The sequence below is a fragment of the Vibrio sp. CyArs1 genome, from assembly GCF_022432925.1.
GTDB lineage: Bacteria > Pseudomonadota > Gammaproteobacteria > Enterobacterales > Vibrionaceae > Vibrio > Vibrio mediterranei.
Genome location: NZ_JAKRBO010000016.1, coordinates 34,726 through 58,950, shown reverse-complemented (window position 1 = coordinate 58,950; position 24,225 = coordinate 34,726). Strand labels below are relative to the sequence as shown.

24 protein-coding genes and 1 pseudogene are annotated in these 24,225 nt (G+C 44.6%); 14 read left to right on the top strand and 11 right to left on the bottom strand.

All coding sequences use genetic code 11. The features are described from left to right. Positions 1-161 precede the first annotated feature (161 nt). The 4 genes from MMA19_RS25375 to MMA19_RS25360 all read left to right on the top strand — a co-directional run bounded on the left by MMA19_RS25375 (position 162) and on the right by MMA19_RS25360 (position 4,489). Entirely contained in the window at positions 162-668 is a 507-nt protein-coding gene (locus tag MMA19_RS25375) for a DUF6538 domain-containing protein (protein WP_240207602.1), read from the top strand. Beyond that, positions 647-1,417 (top strand): tyrosine-type recombinase/integrase, encoded by a 771-nt coding sequence (locus tag MMA19_RS25370; RefSeq protein ID WP_240207600.1) that lies wholly within the window; start codon positions 647-649, stop codon positions 1,415-1,417. Before MMA19_RS25375 ends, MMA19_RS25370 begins: the two co-directional genes overlap by 22 nt. 498 nt (positions 1,418-1,915) lie before the next feature. Then, entirely contained in the window at positions 1,916-3,010 is a 1,095-nt protein-coding gene (locus MMA19_RS25365; protein ID WP_240207599.1) for a serine protease, read from the top strand. 486 nt (positions 3,011-3,496) lie between these two features. After that, complete coding sequence (locus MMA19_RS25360; RefSeq protein ID WP_240207597.1) at positions 3,497-4,489, top strand: aminoglycoside phosphotransferase family protein; 993 nt, start codon at positions 3,497-3,499, stop codon at positions 4,487-4,489. 39 nt (positions 4,490-4,528) lie between these two features. On the opposite strand, the gene MMA19_RS25355 is transcribed toward MMA19_RS25360, so the two are convergent. The 4 genes from MMA19_RS25355 to hemC are packed head-to-tail and all read right to left on the bottom strand — an operon-like array spanning position 4,529 to position 8,581. Further along, positions 4,529-5,710, bottom strand: coding sequence for a heme biosynthesis HemY N-terminal domain-containing protein (locus tag MMA19_RS25355; RefSeq protein WP_088876428.1), 1,182 nt, complete (start codon positions 5,708-5,710; stop codon positions 4,529-4,531). Beyond that, complete coding sequence (locus MMA19_RS25350; protein WP_240207595.1) at positions 5,710-6,894, bottom strand: uroporphyrinogen-III C-methyltransferase; 1,185 nt, start codon at positions 6,892-6,894, stop codon at positions 5,710-5,712. The genes MMA19_RS25355 and MMA19_RS25350 overlap by 1 nt, the downstream gene beginning before the upstream one ends. Then, complete coding sequence (locus MMA19_RS25345) at positions 6,878-7,636, bottom strand: uroporphyrinogen-III synthase (protein WP_240207593.1); 759 nt, start codon at positions 7,634-7,636, stop codon at positions 6,878-6,880. The genes MMA19_RS25350 and MMA19_RS25345 overlap by 17 nt, the downstream gene beginning before the upstream one ends. Before the next feature lie 6 nt (positions 7,637-7,642). Continuing rightward, a complete protein-coding gene (gene hemC, locus MMA19_RS25340) occupies positions 7,643-8,581 on the bottom strand; it encodes a hydroxymethylbilane synthase (RefSeq protein ID WP_240207591.1) in 939 nt (312 codons plus the stop codon). A gap of 347 nt (positions 8,582-8,928) precedes the next feature. On the opposite strand from hemC, the gene MMA19_RS25335 reads away from it, so the two are divergent. Further along, complete coding sequence (locus MMA19_RS25335) at positions 8,929-11,454, top strand: class I adenylate cyclase (RefSeq protein WP_124940433.1); 2,526 nt, start codon at positions 8,929-8,931, stop codon at positions 11,452-11,454. On the opposite strand, the gene cyaY is transcribed toward MMA19_RS25335, so the two are convergent. Continuing rightward, complete coding sequence (cyaY, locus tag MMA19_RS25330) at positions 11,451-11,765, bottom strand: iron donor protein CyaY (protein ID WP_006074697.1); 315 nt, start codon at positions 11,763-11,765, stop codon at positions 11,451-11,453. The genes MMA19_RS25335 and cyaY overlap by 4 nt on opposite strands. On the opposite strand from cyaY, the pseudogene MMA19_RS25325 reads away from it, so the two are divergent. From MMA19_RS25325 to yigB, 6 genes and pseudogenes are all read left to right on the top strand, one after another. Further along, positions 11,745-11,959, top strand: a pseudogene (locus MMA19_RS25325) (lipoprotein). The gene cyaY and the pseudogene MMA19_RS25325 overlap by 21 nt on opposite strands. 36 nt (positions 11,960-11,995) lie before the next feature. Beyond that, positions 11,996-13,249, top strand: coding sequence for a diaminopimelate decarboxylase (gene lysA, locus MMA19_RS25320; protein ID WP_240207589.1), 1,254 nt, complete (start codon positions 11,996-11,998; stop codon positions 13,247-13,249). A gap of 10 nt (positions 13,250-13,259) precedes the next feature. Continuing rightward, a complete protein-coding gene (gene dapF / locus MMA19_RS25315; protein ID WP_240207587.1) occupies positions 13,260-14,090 on the top strand; it encodes a diaminopimelate epimerase in 831 nt (276 codons plus the stop codon). Positions 14,091-14,187: 97 nt separating this feature from the next. Beyond that, positions 14,188-14,901, top strand: a complete 714-nt coding sequence (locus tag MMA19_RS25310) for a DUF484 family protein (RefSeq protein ID WP_006074701.1) — start codon at positions 14,188-14,190, stop codon at positions 14,899-14,901. Beyond that, the gene (gene xerC, locus MMA19_RS25305; protein WP_006074702.1) at positions 14,879-15,820 is read left to right on the top strand and encodes a tyrosine recombinase XerC; all 942 of its coding nucleotides are present in this window, start codon (positions 14,879-14,881) and stop codon (positions 15,818-15,820) included. Before MMA19_RS25310 ends, xerC begins: the two co-directional genes overlap by 23 nt. Beyond that, the gene (yigB, locus tag MMA19_RS25300) at positions 15,821-16,540 is read left to right on the top strand and encodes a 5-amino-6-(5-phospho-D-ribitylamino)uracil phosphatase YigB (RefSeq protein ID WP_198558450.1); all 720 of its coding nucleotides are present in this window, start codon (positions 15,821-15,823) and stop codon (positions 16,538-16,540) included. A gap of 6 nt (positions 16,541-16,546) precedes the next feature. On the opposite strand, the gene MMA19_RS25295 is transcribed toward yigB, so the two are convergent. Both MMA19_RS25295 and MMA19_RS25290 read right to left on the bottom strand, forming a co-directional pair. Continuing rightward, the gene (locus tag MMA19_RS25295; RefSeq protein ID WP_240207585.1) at positions 16,547-17,137 is read right to left on the bottom strand and encodes a tRNA-uridine aminocarboxypropyltransferase; all 591 of its coding nucleotides are present in this window, start codon (positions 17,135-17,137) and stop codon (positions 16,547-16,549) included. A 2-nt stretch (positions 17,138-17,139) separates the two neighbouring features. Then, entirely contained in the window at positions 17,140-18,168 is a 1,029-nt protein-coding gene (locus tag MMA19_RS25290; protein WP_031494387.1) for a hypothetical protein, read from the bottom strand. A 54-nt stretch (positions 18,169-18,222) separates the two neighbouring features. On the opposite strand from MMA19_RS25290, the gene MMA19_RS25285 reads away from it, so the two are divergent. Beyond that, positions 18,223-18,681, top strand: coding sequence for an EVE domain-containing protein (locus MMA19_RS25285; protein WP_031494386.1), 459 nt, complete (start codon positions 18,223-18,225; stop codon positions 18,679-18,681). An 80-nt stretch (positions 18,682-18,761) separates the two neighbouring features. Here the strand turns inward: MMA19_RS25285 and MMA19_RS25280 are convergent, their stop codons facing one another. Together MMA19_RS25280 and MMA19_RS25275 are read right to left on the bottom strand one after the other, a co-directional pair. Further along, the gene (locus MMA19_RS25280) at positions 18,762-19,583 is read right to left on the bottom strand and encodes a Cof-type HAD-IIB family hydrolase (protein WP_006074707.1); all 822 of its coding nucleotides are present in this window, start codon (positions 19,581-19,583) and stop codon (positions 18,762-18,764) included. A 141-nt stretch (positions 19,584-19,724) separates the two neighbouring features. Beyond that, a complete protein-coding gene (locus MMA19_RS25275; protein WP_006074708.1) occupies positions 19,725-20,717 on the bottom strand; it encodes an alpha/beta fold hydrolase in 993 nt (330 codons plus the stop codon). 128 nt (positions 20,718-20,845) lie between these two features. Here MMA19_RS25275 and rhtB point away from each other — a divergent pair, with 128 nt between their 5' ends. Next, complete coding sequence (gene rhtB / locus MMA19_RS25270) at positions 20,846-21,463, top strand: homoserine/homoserine lactone efflux protein (protein ID WP_124940429.1); 618 nt, start codon at positions 20,846-20,848, stop codon at positions 21,461-21,463. A 16-nt stretch (positions 21,464-21,479) separates the two neighbouring features. Beyond that, positions 21,480-22,706, top strand: coding sequence for an HDOD domain-containing protein (locus tag MMA19_RS25265; protein WP_062463207.1), 1,227 nt, complete (start codon positions 21,480-21,482; stop codon positions 22,704-22,706). Here MMA19_RS25265 and MMA19_RS25260 read toward each other — a convergent pair. Together MMA19_RS25260 and MMA19_RS25255 are read right to left on the bottom strand one after the other, a co-directional pair. After that, positions 22,703-23,713: a hypothetical protein gene (locus MMA19_RS25260; RefSeq protein WP_006074711.1), complete on the bottom strand. Its 1,011-nt coding sequence runs from the start codon at positions 23,711-23,713 to the stop codon at positions 22,703-22,705. The two genes, MMA19_RS25265 and MMA19_RS25260, sit on opposite strands and share 4 nt — an antisense overlap. A 66-nt stretch (positions 23,714-23,779) precedes the next feature. After that, positions 23,780-24,100: a DUF2500 domain-containing protein gene (locus tag MMA19_RS25255; protein WP_006074712.1), complete on the bottom strand. Its 321-nt coding sequence runs from the start codon at positions 24,098-24,100 to the stop codon at positions 23,780-23,782. Positions 24,101-24,225 lie beyond the last annotated feature (125 nt).

Here is a 24,225-nt window from a genome sequence, read left to right as displayed (position 1 = left end):
TGGTTGAAAGCACCGGTCTTGAAAACCGGCATACGTTAATAGCGTATCTAGGGTTCAAATCCCTATCTCTCCGCCACTTTTAAAGATTAAACCGCTGTTTTTACAGCGGTTTTTTCACATCTAGAGCCTCGAAAATCATCTTGCACAGAAAGGTAGCACAGATGTACTTAATGAGACTTCCAAACAGCGTGTACTACACACGCATCGCCACCCCACTTTCACTGCGCAGCAGTGGTTATCCTAAAGAGTTTAAATTCTCTCTACTGACTCGTGAGAGAAAAGTTGCTTACTTAAGAAACATAGAGCAAGTTCAATTGCTTATGGCATTATTTGAGAAAGCCAAACTCACAGCTATGTGTTTCAGTGACTTCAAAGCCGAGCTTGCGGACGTTATTAATCAAGTGCGTGAGAGTTACTGTCATCAGCCAGAAACCACGACTTGCGCCCCAAAGTTAAGTTCAGTATCACCTAAGCAGCCATGCAAACCTCGCCCTCGATTTGGGCAAGAGGCACTTTCTGAATTTATCGAATCCAAACAACTGGAGAACGTCACACAATTGACCATTACGCAGCTCCAACAGCGCTGTACTGACTTTCTCAAGTACCTTTCAGCACAAGGGCCAATCAACCTACTAATAGCCTTGCAATGGCTTACCGTGATGAATTGATACAACGTCAACTTAGCCATAAAACATTAAAAGACTACCTTGCGGCTAATCGTCAGTTCTTTAACTGGTGTGTTGCCAAAGAATTGGTTAAAACGAATCCGTTTGCTGTGGTTAAGTTGCCTAAGAAAACGGCGAAGACCTCAACCCAACGCAGGCGTTGGAAAGCCATAGAGCTTAAGCGGTTGTTCTCTAGCGCATGTTACAAAAATCAGGGCGAGCAATTTGACTGGATTACCAAGATACAGATGTATCATGGCTGTCGCCCTTCTGAAGCGTGTCAGCTTCGAGTCTCTGACATTAAGCGAGGAACTTTACCTTGTATCTATTTTTCCGATAGTGGTGAAAGCCAACATCTAAAGAATGCTTTTTCCAATCGACTCGTCCCACTGCATAAGAAAATACTCGACTTAGGCTTTCTCGACTATGTCGAACAACGTACAAGACTCGGTGCCGTTCAGCTTTTCGATGTTACGCCTCGCGGGAGTGATATGGATTGGTCAAAAGACTATCGTGATGCGTTTGGGAGTGTCTTAGATGCGTGTCGCTTCAAAGCAGGACAGCGCCCTACTGCCTACTCTTTTCGGCATACGGTGATAGATGAATTACAAAAGTCAGGTGTCGCTGAACATCTCGTTGCTCAGGTCGTTGGACACAAGCACAACACCATGACCTACGGGCACTATGCCAAGCGTCTTGAGCCCCAGGAGCTGGTTGATGCAGTGAACAGCTTTGACATCACTCTTAGCTAATCGAAACACAAAAAAACATCTCACTTAAAAAGTGTGACGCAATAGCAACCCGCTGCGGTAGTGTCACACTTTTACTTCGTAAAAGATGAACACTACCTGCGGGCAAGAGAAGTGTCTCTTGGCTCTCTGTCATGTGAACTCTGTTCATTTTTACTCAGTTATAGATAGTTTTGATGTAAATAAATGACCTGCTAAACATGTCACTCTTTGACAAACAAGTCTAATAATTCTCGAAAATTATATTAATGTGATATTGATTATCATTATCAAAACTATTTATATGATACAGTGCGCTTAATTAATCAAGCAACGGACAATATCTATGCTTGATAACTCGAAAACTATATGAGACAGGATTCTAAGGAGCAGCCAATAACAACGAGAAAAATAAAGATATTATGGAAATTACACTCAACACAAAATTCTAACATTGCTATTGCTCTAGATCTTTTGCCTCTAATCAGATGGTTGTAGAGCGATGATATAAATGGCTGATTCATGAGAAATATATTATTTTGGGGCTTGGCATTATCGTCTGCCCTCTATTACAGTAGCACTTCCTTTGCAAAAGAGTTGGCGGTTTCACCACAAATTGTAAACGGTAACGATGCCTCAATTGCTAACTATCCATCTTATGCACGACTTGTAGCTTGGATAGATAAAAATGACAATAGCTATACTTACAGGAAGTATTGTGGGGCATCTATTATAGATGCACAGTACATTCTAACTGCTGCTCATTGTGTGTATATTAAAAATACCGTGGGTGAGATTGATATCTTGTTTACATATGTGTATCCGCAATTATTGAATGAGTCTGAAAGTAACCTGCAAAGCACTTCTACCTCAAAAATTCGAGTATCTGAAGTTTTCATTCATAGTGGGTATGACAGTTCTACCTTTCTGAACGACGTTGCAGTATTGAAGTTAGACTCTCCCTTAACATACTTCCCTTTAGTTGGTAACTATATTGCTAATTTTCCAGCAATTAATGATGATGCGGCATCCAGTGGTGGGTACCGTGAAACGGGACATAAGAATAACTTTACTGCTGTAGGTCACGGAAATTCTTCTACAGGCATCGATGACACCGACACGCTTCAATTTGCAAATCTCACTTATGTACCCAATTACCTTTGTAATTATAAAGACAGAACGGATAAGAACCTTTGTATGGAGGGAGATATCTCATTCAGTGCCTCTGCGATGGAGAGTTTAGAAGCAGGCACTTGCCAAGGAGATTCTGGAGGGCCATTATATTGGGATGATTCAGGGACGCAGAAGCTTGTAGGTGTCACTAGTTTTGGCCCTGCAACTAAATGTGGTGAGCCTAGCATAAGTCATGGTGCTACATCAGTCTTCTCTGAAGTTCTTGATTTTACATCATGGATAAACGATGCGGTGAATGGCTCAGTTCCAGCAACGTATGTATTTACAGAAGCAGAAAGACAAAGTTACAGAGATGGAAATTATACCTATAAGTACACGTCACCAAATCATATTCAAAGCAGCAGCACTAGTGGCGGCGGAACGACGCCATTATGGGCATTAATTTCGCTTGCTGGTTTAGTATTTGTACGCAAAAAAAATTAGGCGTTACTCGGTCCACTTTTAGGCTTAAGTTAAACCTCCCGTTTGTTTATTCGCTCATGAAATATTAAGTTTTTTTAAACCGAAAAGTCTAAAATTGGCGTTTTTAAGCTATGTTTCTCGCCTTTCATCTATGAGAGGTGTGCATAGTCAGTAGACAGCATAAGGGTTAGTAAGTTCGTAACTTACTAACCTGATATGGAGTGCCAAGTCATCAGTTTTTCTTGACGTTAAGCCATGAAATAGGCTTTAATCTGTACCAGACAGACCAACAAATTGATTTTCTAGAAACCTAGATAACTAATTGTAAAAAAAGCGAATTTAATTTTTAGGCGTAGCGTTCAAATCCCTATCTCTCCGCCACATTAAAAAGCCCGCTGAGTAATCAGCGGGCTTTTTTACATCTTGAGAAACGCTGATCTTTCGTTTCATCATTAACTCTGTCAAAGTAAGAGTCCGTTTTATGGCAGCCAACCTAGGAAGTCTACTTTGATATTATCTGACTTTACGGTCACTCCAACCCTTCGAGAAGTTATTGGTAATGAGGCTCAGGTTTTCTCCTGTGAGCTTATTCAGACTCTATGGAGTGGCTATGGGCATTTAATTAGACTTGAGCTCGCACAATCCCATTTATCTAGTGTTATTGTCAAAGCGATTCAATTACCTGATGAAGTACCAGCTAGCCACCCTAAAGGGTGGAATACTCAACTTTCACATCAAAGAAAGCTCCAGTCCTATCAAGTAGAGTTTTCTTGGTATCAGGAGTTCGTATCGACAATGCCCTCAGGCTGGGCTCCACAGTGTTTCTCTGCTCATAAGTATCAATCTCACCTTGAGCTCATTCTTGAGGATCTGAAGTTATTAGAGCGCGCTAGAGTTGTGAAAACCGCAACAGAGATGGAGATAAAAAGCGTTCTAAAGTGGCTTGCTCAGTTTCATGCTTTTTGGCTTGGAGCGAATACGAATGGGCTTTGGAAACAAGGTACTTACTGGCACTTAGCGACTCGTCCTGACGAATGGCAAGCAATGCAAGATGAACGCTTTAAACAAGCTGCGCACATCATTGATGAAAAGTTAAACGAGTGTCCATACCAAACGCTGGTACATGGGGATGCAAAGTTGGCTAACTTCTGCTTCAATAAACAAGGTAGTGCTGTATCTGCGGTAGATTTTCAATACGTAGGGGGTGGTGTAGGAGTTAAAGATGTCGCTTTGTTCTTTACCACGACATTAGACTTTTCAACGGCTGACTTAAACGTAGCGGGTTACCTTGACTATTACTTCATACAGCTGCACTCAGCGATAGAACATTTTAAACCGGAAATTAATGCTAACCGTGTTTGCAAGGAGTGGCGCGCACTATTTGGATTGGCCTGGGCTGACTATCAACGTTTCTTGCTAGGCTGGAGTCCAGACCACAATAGAATTAATGCATTTACCAGCAAGTTTACTCAACAAGCATTAGATGATTTTCAGTTATAAAAAAAGCTCCGTCAGGAGCTTTTTTAACAGTAATAGTGCCTACTTACTCTCAATAAGTGTCAACGCTTTTCTCGACACTTCACTTGCTGCTTTAGATAAATTCTGTTTTTCTAGAGTATCAGCTAGATAGGCATAGTCAGAAACATCAGGACGAAGCGATAGGGCACGCTCGAAATGACGTTGCGCCTCTGGCCACTTTTCTTCTCGGAAGTAGAATTGCGCTAGTGCACTTTGTGCTTCAGGTGTATCCGGTTGCTTTTTAACAACATCTTCAAGTAGCACAACAACAGGGTGTGTATCTGCAAGGTTTAGTTCTGGTAATACCTTATACAAGTCATCATGACCCTGTTTTTTCAACGTTTCTTTAATTACAGTAAACGCTTCTGCATCAGCCTTTCGAGCGATAAGCTGTTTACTAAAACAGCCCACTAAGTGGGTGCTTTGGCGTGTTTTACGTGGCAACTTATTCCAATGATTGATTAAACCTTCACTGCCTTGCTGACTAGCAATATCTTCTAGCAATCCACATTGAGCGCGTTCGTTCAGTTCATTTTGCTCTAGTTCATCGATGAGCTTTGCCTTATGGAGTTTAGGCAGTAAATCAATTAAGGCTTGCCACTCGCCAAGTTCTCGATAGGTTGTTTTTTGCAAGCTCAAAACAATGGAGTTGTTTGGGTGTTCTGCTTTGAGAGTTTCTAAAGTACTCGCGGCAACTTCCCATTCCTCTTCTCGAACCGCTTGTTTCGCTCTAGTTAGCTGAACGGCAAGATCGGAGTTTTCCTGTTTAGCGGCCAGCGCTAGATAATGGTCACGCTTCGCTTTGTCACCTTGCCCTAAGGCAGCTTCAGAAGCGACGAGATAACATAAAAGCGGCATATCGTGATAGTTAGCCCAACGTGTTACCTTTTTCTCTGCAAGCTTCCAATCACCTTCTAGCAGCTTAACGATACCCTCATTGGTATAGCGGCGTGAACGACGCATTTTACGAACGCTGAAGTAATTAAATGTCGTGACGCTGGTGTAAAGCACTTTCTTGATGATGTATTCGAGCAGAAACAGCCCCGCCAAAGCTGCAATAACAAACACGACTAGGGTCGTAACGCTCATCTCGATGGTTTTATTGGCAATTGAGATCAGTACATAACCTTGCTGGCCCGAAAACTGGGTACCAACAAATAGACCCGCACCAAGTACGACGAAGAGAAAGATTAATCGAATCATTATTTCTCCTCCGTGATGATGGTGGTGACTTCACGGCGCAGACGTTCGTTGATGACATCGGATAATTGAGCTTGAGTTTCCAATTTGACTGGATAGTTAACTTGAATATTTTGTTGGCTCAGTTTGCCTAGCGCAGCGTTAAACTCTTTAACGCTATTGTTGTCCATATCAAAAAACGATTCTGACCATTTCTCTGCGGTTTCTAACGACATCTTATAGATCTCGCCTTGTTCTTTGTATACCGCACGAATCGCAGTTTCTATCTTAGATTTGATGTTTTCTTTGAGATAGAAGTGCTGCTCAGGTGAAAGCAGTGGGATTACATTGCCATCGCGAGTACGGAAAGTAATAAAGTTTTCTGAGAAGTCTTTTAACGACGTTATCAGGTTATCTTGCCAATCGTAGATGTCTTGTGAAACTTGGCGTTTCTCGACAGCAGGTGCATCAGGAAGGATGGCGTTGGCAAGAGGTAGCTTATCAACCTCTTGCTGTAGCGAAGTTAGTCGCAGTACGAGTCCGTCACGGTCAATAAGTGGAACAGTACGTAGCTTGGTGATGTCATTTGCCATTGACTGGCGCAGAGATACTAAGCTTGGATCGTTGAGTGCAGCGATACGCTGGTCAGCACTCTCCATCAAACGTGTCGCACTTACCACATCGTGCTCCAAGAACAGTTTGCGACCCGCGAGTTTAACCAAATAGTCGGCCTCAGCCAGAAGCCAATCATTAGGGCGACGACCTTTAACGTCGGCAACCGCAAGTTGAAGGCTTTCAATACTTTTTTGTTGCTGGCCTAACACGACTTCGGCTTTATGTGTCACTGTTTTTGCTTGTTTAAGTGTGTCCGACTGCACTTGCTGCATTTCGTTGCTTAAATTGCTTGTTGTCGCTTGTAGTTGTGACTCAAGCTTGGCGATGCGCGCTTCATAATCGTTGGCCTGCTTTTGCATTTGGTAGCTGAGACCACCACCAAAAATAACTGCTAAAACAATAGCTACCGCACCAAGCTTAACACCACGTTTGCCCTGCTTTTCTTCGAATTCCGGTGCAGTCGTTGGTGGTTTAGCTTGTTCGTGTTGAGAAGTTTCTTGTTCAGCTTTCGATGTATCAGCTTCTGGGGCTAAAGCCTTAACGTCTTGTTGTTCTTCAGACTGGATTTGCTCGTCTTTATTTTTGTTGGTCATTGTTAAGTCCTATTTCTAGACGCTGGAGAGCAGCAAATATTGTAGAGTTCGATGCACCTTGGGTATTGGTAACGTTATTAAATCCCTTTGTCATCGCTAAAGTAGCAATTCGTTCACTCGGAACCAATAGCTGTTGTTGTGTTAACCAGTTCAATTCTGGCTCTGATACTTGAGACAATAAAAACTCAAGTTGTTCACCACTGGTAACGACCAGAGTGTCGATACCCATTGAGCGCCATTGTTTTATTGCGTCTATTTTTAGTGGCAGATATCTGCGTTGGTAGGTTTCTAGGTATTGAACATCGGCACCAAGTGCACAGAGCTGATCATAAATGAGTTCTCGGCCGCCGTTGCCTCGAAGAATGATGACATGTTTTCCTGACACATTCGCCAACTCTGGTAATGCCAGTAGGTGTTCACTATCACTTACCGTCGGATAGTTTACGTTTTGTTGGCTGAGTTTGCTTAATTCATGTGCGGTTTTTTGACCAACCCCTAGATAAATACAGGAGTCAGGTAACGAGAGTTGCTGATGAGCAAGAATATGATGGAAGGCATAGACGGCGTATTGGCTGACGGCAATGATGATATCCGAACGTTGCAGTTGGTCGTCATCTAAACAAAGCTGCAGATTGTCCTGAATATCAATAAGTGGTTGATGGAGGGCAATGCCCCCCATTTTTTCTATGAGATTGCAAAGTTCTGCGCCTTGATTTTCAGGGCGTGTAACCAATACTCTCATCAGTCATTACTCGTGCTCTTGATAGAGCTTTTCTAGGATTTCTTTTGCGCCATCATCGAGCAGTTGATTCGCTAATTGTACGCCTAAGGCTTCCGCATCCGCTCGTTTACCACGAATTTCACCACGAACGATTTTTGAACCATCTGGTTCACCGACAAGAGCTCGTAACCAAATCTCGTCGCCATCGATCAGTGAGTAGCTACCAATCGGCACTTGGCAGCCGCCTTCTAACGTTAAGTTCATGGCTCGCTCACACAGAACACGATCAGCCGTGTTAGCGTGATTAAGAGGTTCGAGTAATTTAATCAATCGTTCATCATCAAGGCGACACTCAATGCCAACCGCACCTTGACCAACTGCAGGCAAGGATTCTTCAGGTTCGATAAAGCTGCGAATACGTGATTCAAGTTCTAGACGTTTCAGGCCTGCGGCAGCAAGGATAATTGCGTCATACTCACCGTTATCAAGTTTTCCTAAACGAGTCCCTACATTACCTCGAAGCTCTTTAATGACTAAGTCAGGGCGTTGTTCTTTTAACTGACATTGTCTGCGAAGACTACAAGTACCTACCACAGCGCCTTGAGGCAGTTCGCTAATGTTAGTGTAAGTATTGGAAACGAAAGCGTCACGAGAGTCTTCACGTTCGCAAATGGTGACAAGGCCTAGGCCTTCTGGAAAGTCTACAGGAACGTCTTTCATTGAGTGCACCGCAAGATCGGCGCGCCCTTCAAGCATGGCGACTTCCAGCTCCTTAACAAATAAGCCTTTACCGCCCACTTTCGCCAACGGGGTATCTAAAATGATATCGCCTTTGGTGACCATAGTGACTAACTCAACTTCCAGTCCTGGGTGCGCCGCAATAAGGGCATCTTTGACATAATGAGCCTGCCACAGGGCAAGAGGACTTTTTCGGGTAGCGATTCGGATTGGCTGAGTTTGCGTCATATCGTTCTCGTAAGCATTTCTTTGTTTTTGGTCATGCCACAATCCTAACACTGTCTCTATGAAATGCTTAGTGATTTCCCTAAGGCTCTCCTAAACGACAACTTTGCTTGTCACAAATATTGTTAATAGTGTGAGGTTAATCGCATTTGTTATTGCGACTACTGTTAGAATTGTCCGCTATGCCTTTGGAAGGCAAAACCAAATCCTCGATGTTGTGCTGTGAGGGGCTGTAGTGCCGAGTATTGCTTTACCGCCTATAATAAAAATGATACATTGATCACGTTTTGAACGCTTGTTTGTTTAAAACCTACGCAATATAGCAGTTAGATTAGACCTAGGAATCACCCTTGCAGGCATACACTCATACCCTTATCCAGAGACTTGATAATCTCAACCAGCAGCGAATCGAACGCGCGCTGGCGCTTATGGATATGCAAGGACAACGTGTTTTCCAACTGATTCCAGCGCTTTTCCACTTCAACCATCCTATTATTCCCGGCTTCTTTGAAACTGACAGCCCAAGTGGTCTTTACGGTTTTGAAGCAAATGACGTTCAACGTCAGTTCCTTGATGATATTGCATTAGCTTTGGGGCAACCGCTGCCAGAGCCGCGTCAACGCGATATTCTAGGCCTTTACACCATGGGCAGCACTTCGTCGATCGGCCAAAGTACATCAAGTGATTTGGATATTTGGGTTTGTATCTCTCCAGAGATGCCGACCGAAGCTCGTGAAAAGCTGAGCAATAAGTGCTTGTTGATCACCGATTGGGCCAAAGGCTTGGGTGTTGAAGCAAATTTCTTCCTAATGGATGAAGAGCGCTTTCGCAGCAATATTTCCGAAGAAATGACCGGTGATAACTGTGGTTCATCGCAGCACTTATTGTTGTTGGACGAGTTCTACCGTTCAGCCGTGCGTTTAGGTGGTCAAAGATTGTTGTGGCAAATCGTGCCACCGGAAATGGAAGAGTGCTACGAAGATTATGTCGAGCAGCTTTGCCAAAATGGATACATCAATTGTGATGAGTGGATTGATTTCGGTCGACTCAATCGAATTCCTGCAGAAGAGTACTTTGGCTCAAGCTTATGGCAGCTTTACAAAAGTATCGATTCGCCTTACAAATCGGTATTAAAAGCGATTCTGTTAGAGGCGTACTCGTGGGAATATCCACATACTCAGTTACTCAGTATCGATACTAAGCGACGTTTCTTTGCCGATGCGCCCGACCTCTATGGTATGGATGCGTATTACCTGATGCTTGAAAAGGTGACGCGTTATCTAGAACGTATTGGTGACACGACACGCCTAGATTTAGTGCGTCGTTGTTTCTACCTTAAAACCCATGAGAAGCTATCTCGTGAGCCTGGTATAGGCTCTGTGCCTTGGCGTCGTGAAGCGTTAAGTGAAATGACTGCTCAATGGCAGTGGTCACAAGAAGTACTGCAAGAACTAGACAGTCGTCGTAACTGGAAGGTAGAGCAAGTGATGGTAGTGCACAATGCATTGCTAGATGCTTTAATGCTCAGTTACCGTAATTTGATTCAGTTTGCTCGTCGTAACGACATTACCTCTGCCATCAGTCCTCAAGACATCAGTATTCTAGCGCGTAAGCTGTACGCCGCTTTTGAGGTTCTGCCTGGTAAGGTGACACTGCTCAATCCCCAGATTTCTCCTGATTTGCACGAACCAGATTTGACCTTTATCGAGGTTAAAGAGGGCAAGAGCTACAAGTCCGGCTGGTACCTTTATAAGCAACCACTCATTCCGCATCGAATCTTAGGGCAACCTGCTCTTGAGCATAATGAATACCTGAGTAAGTTGGTGGCGTGGGCGTTTTTCAACGGCTTGATTACCGAATCGACTCACCTCAACTCTGTGGTGCGTGAAGCGCATATCGACATCGATAAGTTCTATCAGATGGTGAGTGATCTGCGTAATACTTTCTCATTACGTAAACGTCGTCCAAGTATGCAAGCGCTTGGTAGTCCTTGTGAAATCAGCCAGTTGGCGATGTTTATCAACTTTGAAAATGACCCAACCTCTGAACTGTCCGCCAAAACGTCCAAAGTCGACCTGAAAAATGTTGATATATTGAGTTTTGGACAGGAAGGAAAAAGCCTTATCGGTTCGGTAGATCTGGTTTACCGTAATTCGTGGCATGAAGTTCGTACTCTTCATTTTGAAGGGGAAACGGCGATGCTTGACGCATTAAAAACAGTGTTAGGTAAGATGCACCAAGATGCGTTACCACCTGAGTCTGTGGATGTGTTCTGTTACAGCAAAAACTTACGTGGTGTCCTACGTAATACCGTCTATCAACTACTTGCAGAGTGTATTGAGCTACGCTTAAAACCTGTTGACCAAGAGAAACGTCGTCGTTTTAAAGCGATTAAAGTGGCGAACCAAATGTATGGCTTGTTCTTTGAACGTCGCGGCGTGTCAGTACAAAAACTGGAAAACTCAGTAGATTTCTATCGTAGTATCTCAACCAATAAATTGCAGGGCTCACCACTTCTTATGCTGGATCGTGAAGAAGAGTTCCAACTACCCGATGTAGTGGATGGCTTTGCGAGTGAGGGCTTGATTCAGTTCTTCTTTGAAGATACCGATAATGGTTTCAACATCTACGTGCTTGACGAATCTAACCAAGTAGAAGTGTATCATCAGATGCGTGGTAGCAAAGATGAGATGATTGCGAGTGTAAACAGCTTCTACACGTCTAACGTTGATAGTGAAATGTCATCGAAGTTAATTAACTTCAACTTACCGCAGTATTACCAACTGATTCATCCTGAAGAGGGAGAACCTTATATCATTCCTTATCGTAATGATGGCTCTCCAAACTCTAAAACGTCTAAAGCGGTGAACGCTTAAACCCAATCAATGTCTTCGCCGGCGTGTTTCACACACTCGGCTTTGACCATGTCCATAAGTTCAACATTGGTTTTTGAACAGGTCCAAGCGCCATCAATCAGTTTGAAATGAAATCCACCGGATTTAGACGCGAGCCAAATCTCGTGCATCGGCTCTTGGCGGTTAATGATGATCTGGCTACGGTCTTCAAATTCCAAAGTCATGACATTGCCAGACACTTCATAGTCGATATCTGCACCTGAATCATCAATTGCTTCTTCGATGTTTTGCATCTGCTCATCGACTAATTGGTGAAATTCCGTGTCGTTCATTTTGTAATCCTATTGCTTTTCTAATTCGTGGTGCGATTATAGGGGGCATTGATTCAATAATCACGATATGCAAAATGAAAAAGACGATTACCGCATTTTTTATGCTCGTCGTAGTGACATTAGCGGGATGTGGCCAAACGGGACCACTTTATCTTCCTGCTGATGACGCACCAGCAAACGAGCAAGCTCAATAATCACCGCCATCGATACAGTGTAAAGGGATACAGGATTTGGATTATTTCAACTATCAGGACGATGGCCAACTTTGGGCCGAGGAAACGTCACTTACGCAACTTGCCGAGCAATACGGCACTCCGCTATACGTCTATTCACGAGCGACGCTGGAACGTCACTGGAATGCGTTTGATAAATCGGTGGGCGACCACCCACATCTCGTGTGCTACGCGGTAAAAGCGAACTCCAATATAGGTGTGTTAAATACGCTAGCACGTCTTGGTTCTGGCTTTGATATCGTTTCTGGCGGTGAGCTAGAACGCGTTGTGGCAGCAGGTGGTGAGCCAAGCAAAGTAGTATTCTCTGGTGTGGGCAAAACGGCACAAGAGATGCGTCGCGCACTAGAGCTAGGCATTAAGTGTTTTAACGTTGAATCTGAACCTGAATTAGAACGACTTAATCAAGTCGCCGGTGAAATGGGTGTAGTTGCGCCGATTTCATTGCGAATAAACCCGGATGTAGATGCCAACACGCACCCTTATATCTCGACGGGTCTGCGTGACAATAAGTTTGGTATCGCATTTGATCGCGCTCCAACGGTGTACAAGTTTGCTCAAAGCCTGCCAAACCTTGCTGTCCATGGTATCGATTGTCATATCGGTTCACAGCTTACTGATATTGAACCGTTTATTGATGCGACAGATCGTCTGCTTGCTCTCATTGACCAGTTACGTGCTGATGGTGTCAATATTAAGCACCTTGATGTTGGTGGTGGTCTAGGCGTGGTTTATCGTGATGAATTACCGCCACAGCCTTCAGATTATGCGAAAGCGCTATTAGCTCGATTAGAGAATCACCCAGAGCTTGAGCTTATCTTCGAACCAGGTCGAGCTATTGCGGCGAATGCTGGTGTGCTGTTGACCAAAGTTGAGTTCCTAAAACATACCGAACATAAGAACTTTGCGATTGTTGATGCGGCGATGAATGACTTGATGCGACCTGCATTGTATCAAGCGTGGCAAGACATAATTCCGGTTTCACCACGAGAGGGTGAAGCGATAACGTACGACCTCGTTGGCCCTATTTGCGAAACGGGTGACTTTATCGGTAAAGACCGTTCTTTGGTCCTAGAGCAAAACGACTTACTCGCCGTTCGCTCAGCAGGTGCTTATGGCTTCGTTATGTCTTCGAACTACAACACGCGTCCACGTGTTGCAGAAATCATTGTCGATGGAGACAAGGCGCATGTCGTGCGTCAGCGCGAATCTCTGCAAAGTCTTTGGGAATTAGAAAGCATCTTACCGGAGTAATAGAACCACTATGCATTTCCACTTTTCTAAAATGCACGGTTTGGGTAACGACTTTATGGTTGTTGATTGTATTACCCAGAACGTATTTTTCTCACCCGATCTCATTCGTCGCTTGGCGGATAGGCATACTGGTGTGGGTTTCGATCAGCTTTTGATTGTTGAAGCGCCGTATGATCCAGAAACTGACTTCCACTATCGCATTTTTAATGCCGATGGCAGTGAAGTTGAGCAGTGTGGAAATGGTGCGCGTTGCTTTGCGCGTTTCGTGCAGATGAAGGGTTTGACCAATAAGTACAGCGTGAGTGTTAGCACCAAGAAAGGCAAAATGGTCTTGAAGTTGGAAGAGAACGACTTAGTGACTGTGAACATGGGACAACCTGAGTTTGAGCCAAACAAGATTCCTTTCAAAGCGAAGCAAAAAGAGAAAACCTATATCTTACGTGCTGGGGAGCATACGCTGTTCTGTGGTGCGGTGAGTATGGGTAATCCACATGTTGTAACGGTGGTCGATAGCACTGAAGAAGCTGATGTTGATAGACTCGGTCCATTACTTGAGGCGCATGAACGTTTCCCTGAACGCGTTAACGCAGGCTTCATGCAGGTGCTGAGCCGCCATGAAGTGAACCTTCGTGTGTACGAGCGTGGGGCGGGAGAAACTCAGGCTTGCGGTAGTGGCGCTTGTGGTGCTGTCGCAGTTGGTATTGTCCAAGGGTTACTGGATGAGAATGTCACAGTGCACCTGCCGGGTGGCGACTTAAAGATTAGCTGGAAAGGTGAAGGTCACCCGTTAACTATGACGGGACCTGCAACTCACGTGTTTGATGGGCAGATTTCTTGCTAGTCAATGCACCTTGAGGTCACTTGGGTATATACTAATGGCGGGTCCTAGAAATAGGCCCGCCATTTTTATCTACTGACAGGGAATAAAGGGAAACATTTTGTCTGAGTTTGAAGCGAACCACCTTACAGCAGAAGTGGTAGCACAATATCTTTCTGATCATCCAGATTTTTTTAAGGGTAGAGAGTCGCTAGTTGAATCCCTTTCCCTACCGCACCAACAGCAAGGTGCTGTTTCTCTCGTAGGTATCCAATTACAACGACAGCGCGAACGTATTGAAGCGCTGGAAGAAGAAATTACTGCCTTGATGTCTCTGGCCGCTCGCAATGACAAAACCTTTTATGAGTTTATGTCACTGCAAGAGAATCTACTCAAGTGCCGAGATCTGCAAAGTGTTGTAAATGCGATTAAGCAAACGGCTCAAGGGCTTAACCTTAATGGGTACTTGAAGCTAATTGATGAACAAAGTGCCGACCCGCTTTCTATGGAAAGTTGGCAGCGTTTTACTACCAATCATCTCAATGGAAAAGACGCTTATCTAGGTCGTCTTCGTCAAGCCGATAGAACCATGCTGTTTACTGAGCAGCAGATTGCCAACGGAAAAGTTCCTGAACTCGGTTCGTATGTAGTATTGCCATTAAAGCGTCAATTCGCCCAAGGTTTATTGATTTTTTCCAGCGAGGATGGCGGTCATTTTCAGCCGGAGATGGATACCTTATTTTTAAGACACTTAGCGCTGGTGGTCTCCTATCTTTGTGAAAGTTTAGAGTGGCAGGCGCAAGAGGAAGACGATGTCAGACCAAGTACTGCCTAGCGGGTTGCAAAAGCCGCTAGAGCGTTTCTACGAGTACCTTCGTAGTGAGAAAGGGCTAAGTCTCCACACGCAACGTAACTACCGTCAACAGTTAGAAACCATGGGCATGCACTTGCATGAAATGGGTATTGGTGCTTGGACGCAAGTCGATGCAGGCTGGGTAAGGCAGCTTGCGGGTAAAGGCATGCGTGAGGGCATGAAAGCTAGCAGCATCGCCACGAGGCTTTCATCGCTGCGAAGCTTCTTTGATTTTCTGATTTTACGTGGCGAGCTCACAGCAAACCCAGCGAAGGGTGTAAGTGCACCGCGTAAGCAACGTCCATTGCCGAAAAACCTCGATGTTGATGAAGTGAACCAACTGCTTGAGGTTGATGAAGATGATCCACTGGCGGTACGTGATCGCGCCATGATGGAAATGATGTACGGTGCTGGACTGCGTTTGGCAGAAATGGTCAGCATTGACGTTAAACATCTGAACTTATCCAGCGGCGAGCTTCGCGTTATTGGTAAGGGTAACAAAGAACGTAAGGTGCCATTTTCAGGCTACGCCACTGAGTGGGCGAAGAAATGGCTCAAAGTTCGTGGAGAACTAGCCAAGCCAGGTGAGGTAGCGTTATTTGTGTCTAAGCTTGGTACTCGGATCTCTCATCGCAGTGTGCAAAAGCGTATGGCGGAATGGGGGCAGAAGCAGTCTCTTGCTAGCCATGTTAGTCCACATAAACTGCGTCATTCATTTGCTACGCACATGCTCGAGTCGAGTAATAACCTGAGAGCAGTGCAAGAACTGCTTGGCCACGAAAATATCTCGACCACTCAGATTTATACTCATCTCGACTTTCAACATTTGGCTCAAGCTTATGATCAGGCACACCCTCGTGCCCATAAGAATGGTACGCCCAAAAAGAAAGAGGACGAGTAAATGCGTTTTTATCGTAGCTTTGCCCCTATCGAGGCCATGACCTTCGATCTTGATGATACGCTTTACGATAATTTCCCGGTGATAATCCGCGTAGAACAGCAAGCGGCACAATGGTTATATCAACAGCACCCAATTAGTCAGCGTTGGGATAAAAAGCAGTGGCATGAGTTTAAGATGGCATTGGTTAAAGCGGATCCTGCGTTAAAACACGACGTGACCCAATGGCGATATCAGCAGATTAAACAGGGTTTGGAGCATTTGGGTTACGATGATCTAAAAGCAACCAAGGCTGCACAAACGCTGATAGAAAAGGTATTGATTTGGCGTAGCGATTTCGATGTTCCACATGAAACACATGACGTGCTGTCCGCGTTGAGTAAACAGATCCCATTAGTAGCTATCACCAATGGTAATGTAGACGTGGAGAAGATAGGGCTCAGTCAGTATTTCGATCTGATCCTTAAAGCGGGTCCCGATGGACGAGCTAAGCCTTACCCCGATATGTTTGATAAAGCGGCACAACACCTAGCCATGCCACGTCGTCATATCCTGCATGTTGGAGATCATGTGATCACTGATGTTGCTGGAGCGATACGTAATGGCTTCAGTGCTTGCTGGTTTAACGACAAAGCAAAATCGCCAAGGCAGACGGTGCGTCTCAAGCAACTGCCTGATATTGAAATTAATCATATCCAACAGTTACTTGAGCTTAAGTTATAACGTGCTTTATTGAGAACAACTAGACAGAGCGTGCCCACTACGCTCTGCTTGAAACCACTGCAAATACTGTTCAAAGAACGTCAGCATTGCGTTGGCGTCATCACTGCTTTCTAGCTCTCTGACCATTTGTGTGCACACTTCAAACGTGCATAGATTACCCACTTCCTGATTACGTCTTAGTTGATATTGAGAGCTTTGCGTCGCTTCAAGATGAACTTTAGGTAAGTTTTGTAGCCACTGGCTGCGATTCAACATTTTCTTCGCTTCTTGCCACGTTCCGTCCAGTACGATGAATTTACTTGCTGAGGGATGCTGTGTTTGCCACTGTGTTAGTGGCATGCTGTCTTGACCAGGAAACACCAAGACTGGTGTTAGCACACTGCTTCCAGGCAGGCAGTATGGGTCAGGTTGCTTACGCTGCCATTCGCGGATATTGACCTGTTTGATTACCCGCGCAACAAGCTTGCCGGTATTAGTTTCTCGCTGAAATTCATTAGGATGAGTTAGTAGGGTGAAACAAAGATCTGAAGCGATCGTCGGGATCGCTTCACAGTAGCAATTGTGGATAAAACCACAAGTTGTGCACACTTGCGTCATGGTTAATTACTCTTGAACAATACCAAGCCGCCATTAGCGATCGGATAGAGTACATCACCAACTTTTTCTTGAGTTGCTGTTAACTGGTTATCTGACAGCGTGAAAATTCGCTGTGACACAAGGTACTGCTGTTGGTGGCGAGTCATGATGACTTGAACCTGTTGGTTGTTGAGTTGCTGCCAAAATCCGCGTTCTTCCGTTGCGGGTGAGTTGTCTGGGTATTCATAGCGGGTAATGGCTGTATGATCAGGAAGTAGCGTCATAGAGACTGTAAAACCGGCGGTCTCTGTGGATTGCGCAAGATACTCGCCTGTCCATTTAAGGGTGTTGTCACTGTTCGATAAGGTGCCACAGCCTTGTCTTGTCTGTTCACCCATGGTGAGCGCCGCACTCCATCCATAGATGGTGTCACTCATGGTATCGCTGCACGGCTTACTGCTCATTTGCAGATTAGCATTATCAAATTCATAGCGACGTGTGGTTTGAGTAATGGCGGTGTCTTTCAGCTTTAGGGTTTGCTTATCTTCACCTAATAAGGTGAAGCTGGCTTGTTGCGCATTATCAAACTTTAGTGACCAAAATGGTTCGTTCCCTAACACTTGCGTGGAACGAAGTGGCTGCTCGCAGCGTTTTGGGTTTTCTGCAGTGATCATATTGACCTGTTTCACGACAAAACGACCCGTGTAATCAGAATCAAACCCACGATGACTTGGTGGTTCTAAATAACCAATGACTTCAGCATAAACTGGTTGGTAGGGCCTTTGTGTGAGTTTTTCTGCTTGTTCTCGCACTTCTTTCGGTAATTGAAGCCAATATTGATGTTGGCTACCACACGGCTGAATAGTGCGAGTTTCGTGCCCGATAACCGCTTGGCCACGCATCACATAGGTTTGCGGTGTGATAGTTTCTGGGCGAGACAGTTCAGCTTGAGGAACCTGACTGTCCTTGCTTGAATCAGTAGTGTTGAAAGAAGAACACGCTTGAAGCAATATGAGTGGAGCAAATGCGAGCGGTAAACGCGACATTTTCATTAATCTCTTCCTTAGTCAGTCAAAGTTACAAGAAACACAGATACAAGGACCATTATGGCATATTGGTTATTTAAAACAGAGCCGGACGAATTTTCGATTGATACATTACGTGTCAAAGGTACAGCCTGTTGGGAGGGCGTTCGCAACTATCAAGCTCGAAACATGATTCGTGATGAGATGAAGGTGGGTGATTTGGTATTGATCTACCACTCTTCATGTAAGCAAATTGGTGTAGCTGGTTTAGCGACGATCACCAAAGAGGCTTATGTCGATCATTTTCAGTTTGATATTGAAAGCGATTATTACGATGCGAAGTCTGATCCCGAAAATCCTCGCTGGTTAATGGTAGACATTGAGTTTGGCGAAAAGTTTAAGCGCGTGTTGCCGTTGAGCGTACTTAAAACTATGCCGGAGTTAATGGAGATGCCTTTGGTGAAAAGAGGCAATCGACTTTCAGTGATGCCCGTTACTGAATCTGAATGGCAAGCTATCTTAAGCCGAGTCGCCAGATAACAAAACTCCCATTCTCGATAGCTAGGATATGCGCTACATAGGGACGAGAATGGGAGTATTTGACGGTTGAAATCGTCGCGTTAGATAAGGTTTTGTTTTAAAAACTCAGCGACGGCATCATCGGCGTTACTACCAATGACTTCATTGTTAGGTAGAGCACGTTTCACTTTGTCGTGCGCATTTTCCATAATGTAACCATGGCCTGCCATGGTTAGCATTTCCACATCGTTCATCCCATCACCAAAAGCGATGCAGTTTTCTAAGCCAAACCCAAGTTTTTCTGCCACGGCTTGCAGAGCGTCACCTTTCGACACCTCTTTTGCCATGACTTCTAAACACCAAGGTGTGGAGAACGCGATGTTTAGGGAATCACCAAACTTGGCGCGTAAAGCATCTTCAAATTCCACTAAATGTTCATGGTCTTGCTTTGGATGAGTAATGAAGATTTTTGCAATACCAGAAGTCGGTGCTTGGGTCGCATCGAATAGGTGGTAAGTAAATCCAGTTTCAGTATGGAATTTACGTAAGTATTCATCTTCCTGATTGAGTAGCCACTTTTCATCCTGATACATATGAACAAATAGTTCGCTGTCTGTACTTAGCACGTCAACAATCGGTTGTACCAGTTCCTCAGGCACGTTTTGGCTGTACAGCAATTGATCGTTTTGGTCGTGAACACGTGCACCATTTGATGTGATCATGTAAGCAGGAATACCCACTGATTCACGAATCCCAGCCACATCAACATGGTGACGACCAGTGGCAAAAATAAACGTATATCCCTTCGCGTGAAGTTCCTTAAGTGTTTGTTTGGAGTTATCACTAAGCTGGTGGTTCGTTGCCAGTAGTGTACCGTCTAAATCAGAAGCAACAATTTTAATGGAATCGCGGTTAAGGGTCATAGTTCTCTCTTTGTCATTGGAGGATAGGGTGAATTCGCAGCATTGTGGAATGGCTCTATTGTAGGGGATATTAAACCAGAAAAAGAGGGTAAATGGGTTACAGAAATATTTCCTCATTTACCCAAACTGTTACCAGTTGCGTTAGCACTTCTCGGCGCTAAAGAAATGGCAAATTGCATCCATTGCTTGATTGCGATACTCATCTTTTTCAAACAGTACTTCGTGTTTAGCCCCTTCAACCGTGATCATTTGAGCTTGGTGATTAGTACGTGAAAGCTTATTGATGAACTTGCTTTGGTCTTGATTGCTAACAATTTGGTCCGCGCCTGCTTGCACGAGGAGAAGCGGTATTTTCACTTGTCGAGTTTGTTGAATGCACTGTTTTGCAGCCATTAACCCCTGCCAAACCCAGCGAGTGCTTGGTCCACCAATTTTCAGCTCTGGCATTTTCTCGTACAGGTCTCGGAACCAGTGATAGCGTACTTCACTTTGTGAAAGAGGGTTGATATCGAAGGGTTTAGCGACATAACCTTGATACCCTGGTGCAAACGTTGGTTTCGGGTAGATAGCGGTCATAATCTGCGCAACTAGGGTCGCAATGGGCTTGAGGTACCATGGCACACTCACGCCATACATAGGAGCGCTAAGCGCTATTTTATCGAATGAATGATGAGGGCGAGTTTGAATAAAACGTGTGGCAATGTTTCCGCCCATTGAATGGGCAAGTAGGTGGCGTTGCTGATAGCGCTCAAGTTCGAACGTATCCAATATCATCTGCATATCGTCAAGATAGTCATCAAACTCATGGACGTGGCCCATTTCAGGGTTAGGCGCTAGGTGAGTTGAGAGTCCTTGTCCACGATGGTCAAAGGAATAGATGTCATAGCCTTGCTGAAAGAAGTCGTAGAACAGCTCCTGGTATTTCCAAGCGGATTCAATGCGGCCATTCACAACAACAAGTGCTTTTTGATGTTCCGGGCGAGTTAACTTACACCAAAAGAGCTTGGTGCCGTCTTTTGCTTTTAGCGTACCTTCTTGTCGATTCTCCCATAATTGAGCAATTTGTGAGTTTATAACTTGCTCAAATTGTGGCTCTTGAGTATAAGTGACATCGGTAGCGTTTAATTTGCTCATAAATTAGCCTATCTGGTGCATTATGTGTAATATGCTGTTTTTTTTCGATATTTTTGAATCGAATAGAATGCTTTTTGCCCACTATCCTCATTACTAGGATACGAGTAAATCAGTGGTAAGGAAATACAATGGATTATCATGTTTGGTTAGCGTACGTCGTAACTGCGATTGTTTTTAGTTTAGCGCCGGGTTCTGGCACGGTGAACTCGATTAGCAATGGTATCAGTTATGGGACGCGTAAATCGTTAGCCGCGATTGCTGGACTGCAGATAGGCTTAGCGATACATATCGTGCTCGTTGGTGCAGGTATTGGGGCTTTAGTGGCTCAATCGGCGATTGCTTTTAGCGTGATTAAATGGATTGGCGTGGTCTACTTGATTTGGTTGGGTATTCAAAAATGGCGTGATACATCGTCGGTTACCGCAATGGCGGAACAGGATAATCGCAGTGCATGGAACTTGATGCGCAGTGCGGTTTTTATCAACCTGACTAATCCCAAATCTATCGTGTTTCTGGTGGCGTTATTTCCTCAGTTTATTGATCCGAATGGCGATCAAGTAACACAGCTGGCCATTCTGGGTGTGACCACGGTGGCGATTGATGCAATGGTCATGCTTGGCTATACCACTCTAGCGTCGCAAATGGGACGCTTTATTCGTTCTGACCGTATCATGGCGAAGATAAACAAGGTGTTTGGTTCGATGTTTGTCGGTTGTGGTGCGCTGCTGGCCGCCGCAAAATCATAGCCTGATTGGCTTAGATATGTACGCTACTTACGTTGCTCGCCAACCCATTTTTAATGCTCGTCGTCATACACTAGGCTACGAGCTTCTTTTTCGAGACGGCGAAAAAAACGCGTTTCCTGCACACGTTGAAGCGAATAGGGCTACCTATCGATTGATAGCAGAGAACTATCTGTCATTAGGGACCAACCCTAGCATCACTGCGTCGCGATGTTTTATTAACTTTCCACACCAAAGCCTTATACGTCGCTTGCCGTTAATTTTGCCCAAGCAGAACGTGGTGATTGAGATCCTAGAGACTTGCCAGCCTAACGACGAGCTCTATCAGGTTGTCAAAGAACTTCATCAACTGGGCTATATGATAGCGCTTGATGATTTTGTCTACAGAGAGGCTTGGGAGCGATTCTTGCCGTTTGTGCAGATTGTAAAGCTAGACATTATGGCGATGGGTGTAGAGAAAGCGTGTGCTTTTGTTATACAACAAAAGGCGAAAGGAAGCCCTCGTCACTACCTTGCTGAACGTGTTGAGACTGAAGAAGAGTTTCTACTGACTAAACAAGCGGGCTTTAAGTTTTTCCAAGGTTTCTTTTTTAGTAAGCCTATTATGGAGAAGCAAGTTTACATCAGCTCTGAGCAGCTGGTGGCCATGGAGCTTTTCCAGCAAGTGTGTGTACCTGAAGTCGACTTTGATAAGGTTGAGCAAATTGTTTCCAAAGACGTGACGCTCTCTTATAAGCTGCTGCAATTTGTGAATACGCTCAGTCCTCGCTTAGATTCTGAAATTTCCTCTTTTCGCCAGGCACTTATTTATCTCGGTCAAGAGAAGCTTAAATTGTTTGTCTCTCTTACGGTTGCATCCTTTATTTCTAGTAATAAGCCGAAGGCACTGTATGAACTTTCATTGCAACGAGCTCAATTTTGCCGTTTGATGACCAAACATCCTCAATTCAAACAGCACCGGGATCAAGCCTTTATGATTGGTTTGTTTTCTATCTTAGATGCTTTGATGGACCTCTCCTTAGATAAGTTGCTGCATCAGCTTCCTCTCTCTAATGAGATTAAAGGCGCACTTCTGGAGCGTGAAGGTCCGTATGGCTGTTTATTGTCTCTAGGAGAGTGCTTTGAAATGGCAGATTGGCAAGGTGTGGAGCGTCATCGAGCGCATTTAGGTTTGTCGCAAAATGAGGTGTTCTCAGCGCTGGCAGATGCGCAGCGCTGGAGTCAAAAAATGCAATCGCTTAGCTAGCGAGTCTTGGGAAGTACGTCCAACATATTTTGGTAGGCCATTTTGTCTGCGATGTTCTTAGGCAGCGCTGACAAAATGGGATGCCAAGTGCTTAATGCGGTTTGCTGATAACCAAATGCTCCAACTACGTCGCTGCCAACCATAAATCGATCTGGGTAAGCCTCAATAAGTGCTAGCCAGCGTCGATCCAATTTGCCCTCAGGCATCATGACGTCGATCAGAGTCCACGACGCCAAAATATAGAGATTATCATGCTCGCTGAGTAAATCTGAGACGGTTTCATAGAGAAACTTCATTTTAATAGTGCGAGTAAGAGTGGACGTGGTACCTGCGTGAGCCCATAGAAAGCGGGTGTCTGGATTGGTGCTCAATGCTTGCTCGAGTTCTTGTAAATAAAGTGGATTATCTTCTCTTTGCGACGTGATATTGGTGTGCAACAGCACGGGCAAGTCGTATTGTGCGGCGAGCTGATACACTTTTTGCAACGCAGGGTGATTAGCGCGCGGTTTCTCGTCGGCAGTCAAAGCTGTTAAATGATCATGTCTAGTAATCACTTCGCCAATACCTTGCCAGAAACCAGATCGATACTTGAGTTCCTTTTCAATAAGCTCTGCGGCATTGAGATCGGTAGTATTAAAGCCGCTCAGGAAAGGATGTAATCTGGCTTGGCTTACCGCGGGTAACGCTTCAACTTCGCGGGCAATCAATTCGTCTGTGTGCGAATAATAGTAGACCGGGGTATCATCGCCATAGACAAAACGCGGTGCTTTAGGAGCAGAAGCATCCCACTTCTTAATAACAGGTAGCCCCATAACATAGGCGTGTTCGATATTTAGCTTATCCATGTTATCTATCAGAGCTTGAGCGCCTTCTGAACGCTGAAAGTAGTCGACAAGATGGACTTCAGCGTCGTTGACTCTTCCTTGATAGGCTGCGCTGCAACCAGCCGACAAAATGGTGATAAGCGCAACAGATAAATGCTGACCTAGCTTTACTCGCAGATCCATGAGTCACTTCCATGTTTAGTTAGATAATTAAAGCTAGCATGAGTCTTACTAGCAAAGCTAAATAAATTAGCGAGTTAGTGAGAAGTGTAGGAATTTGTCCCCTTGATAGGTTAACTCTCCTTTATCACCTGGGTTGAGGTGGTGATAGTAATGAACACCAATTTGAAATTCGCGTTTAGGACCAAATGTTCCTTTCTGGATGTAAATCCAATATTCATCTTCTTGGGTAGGATCTTCGGTAACGACGACTTGTTTATCTAAGATAGTGACTGCCGCTTTTCTCTCTGGAGCATTAACACCCACAGTGTGCTTTTTTTGTACATAAACAAAAAGATAGCCAGCAAGGATGATCAAAACGATGAGAATAATAACCAGTGATATAGGCATGTAAACCTCGTATGTCTAAGTGGCCTGGAACTAAGATCGCACATATTCAGAAGAAAATAATCTGCAACTCCCGACCATCGAGTCAATTTTAGGGTCATATCACACAAAAAATCGCATTTTTAGGC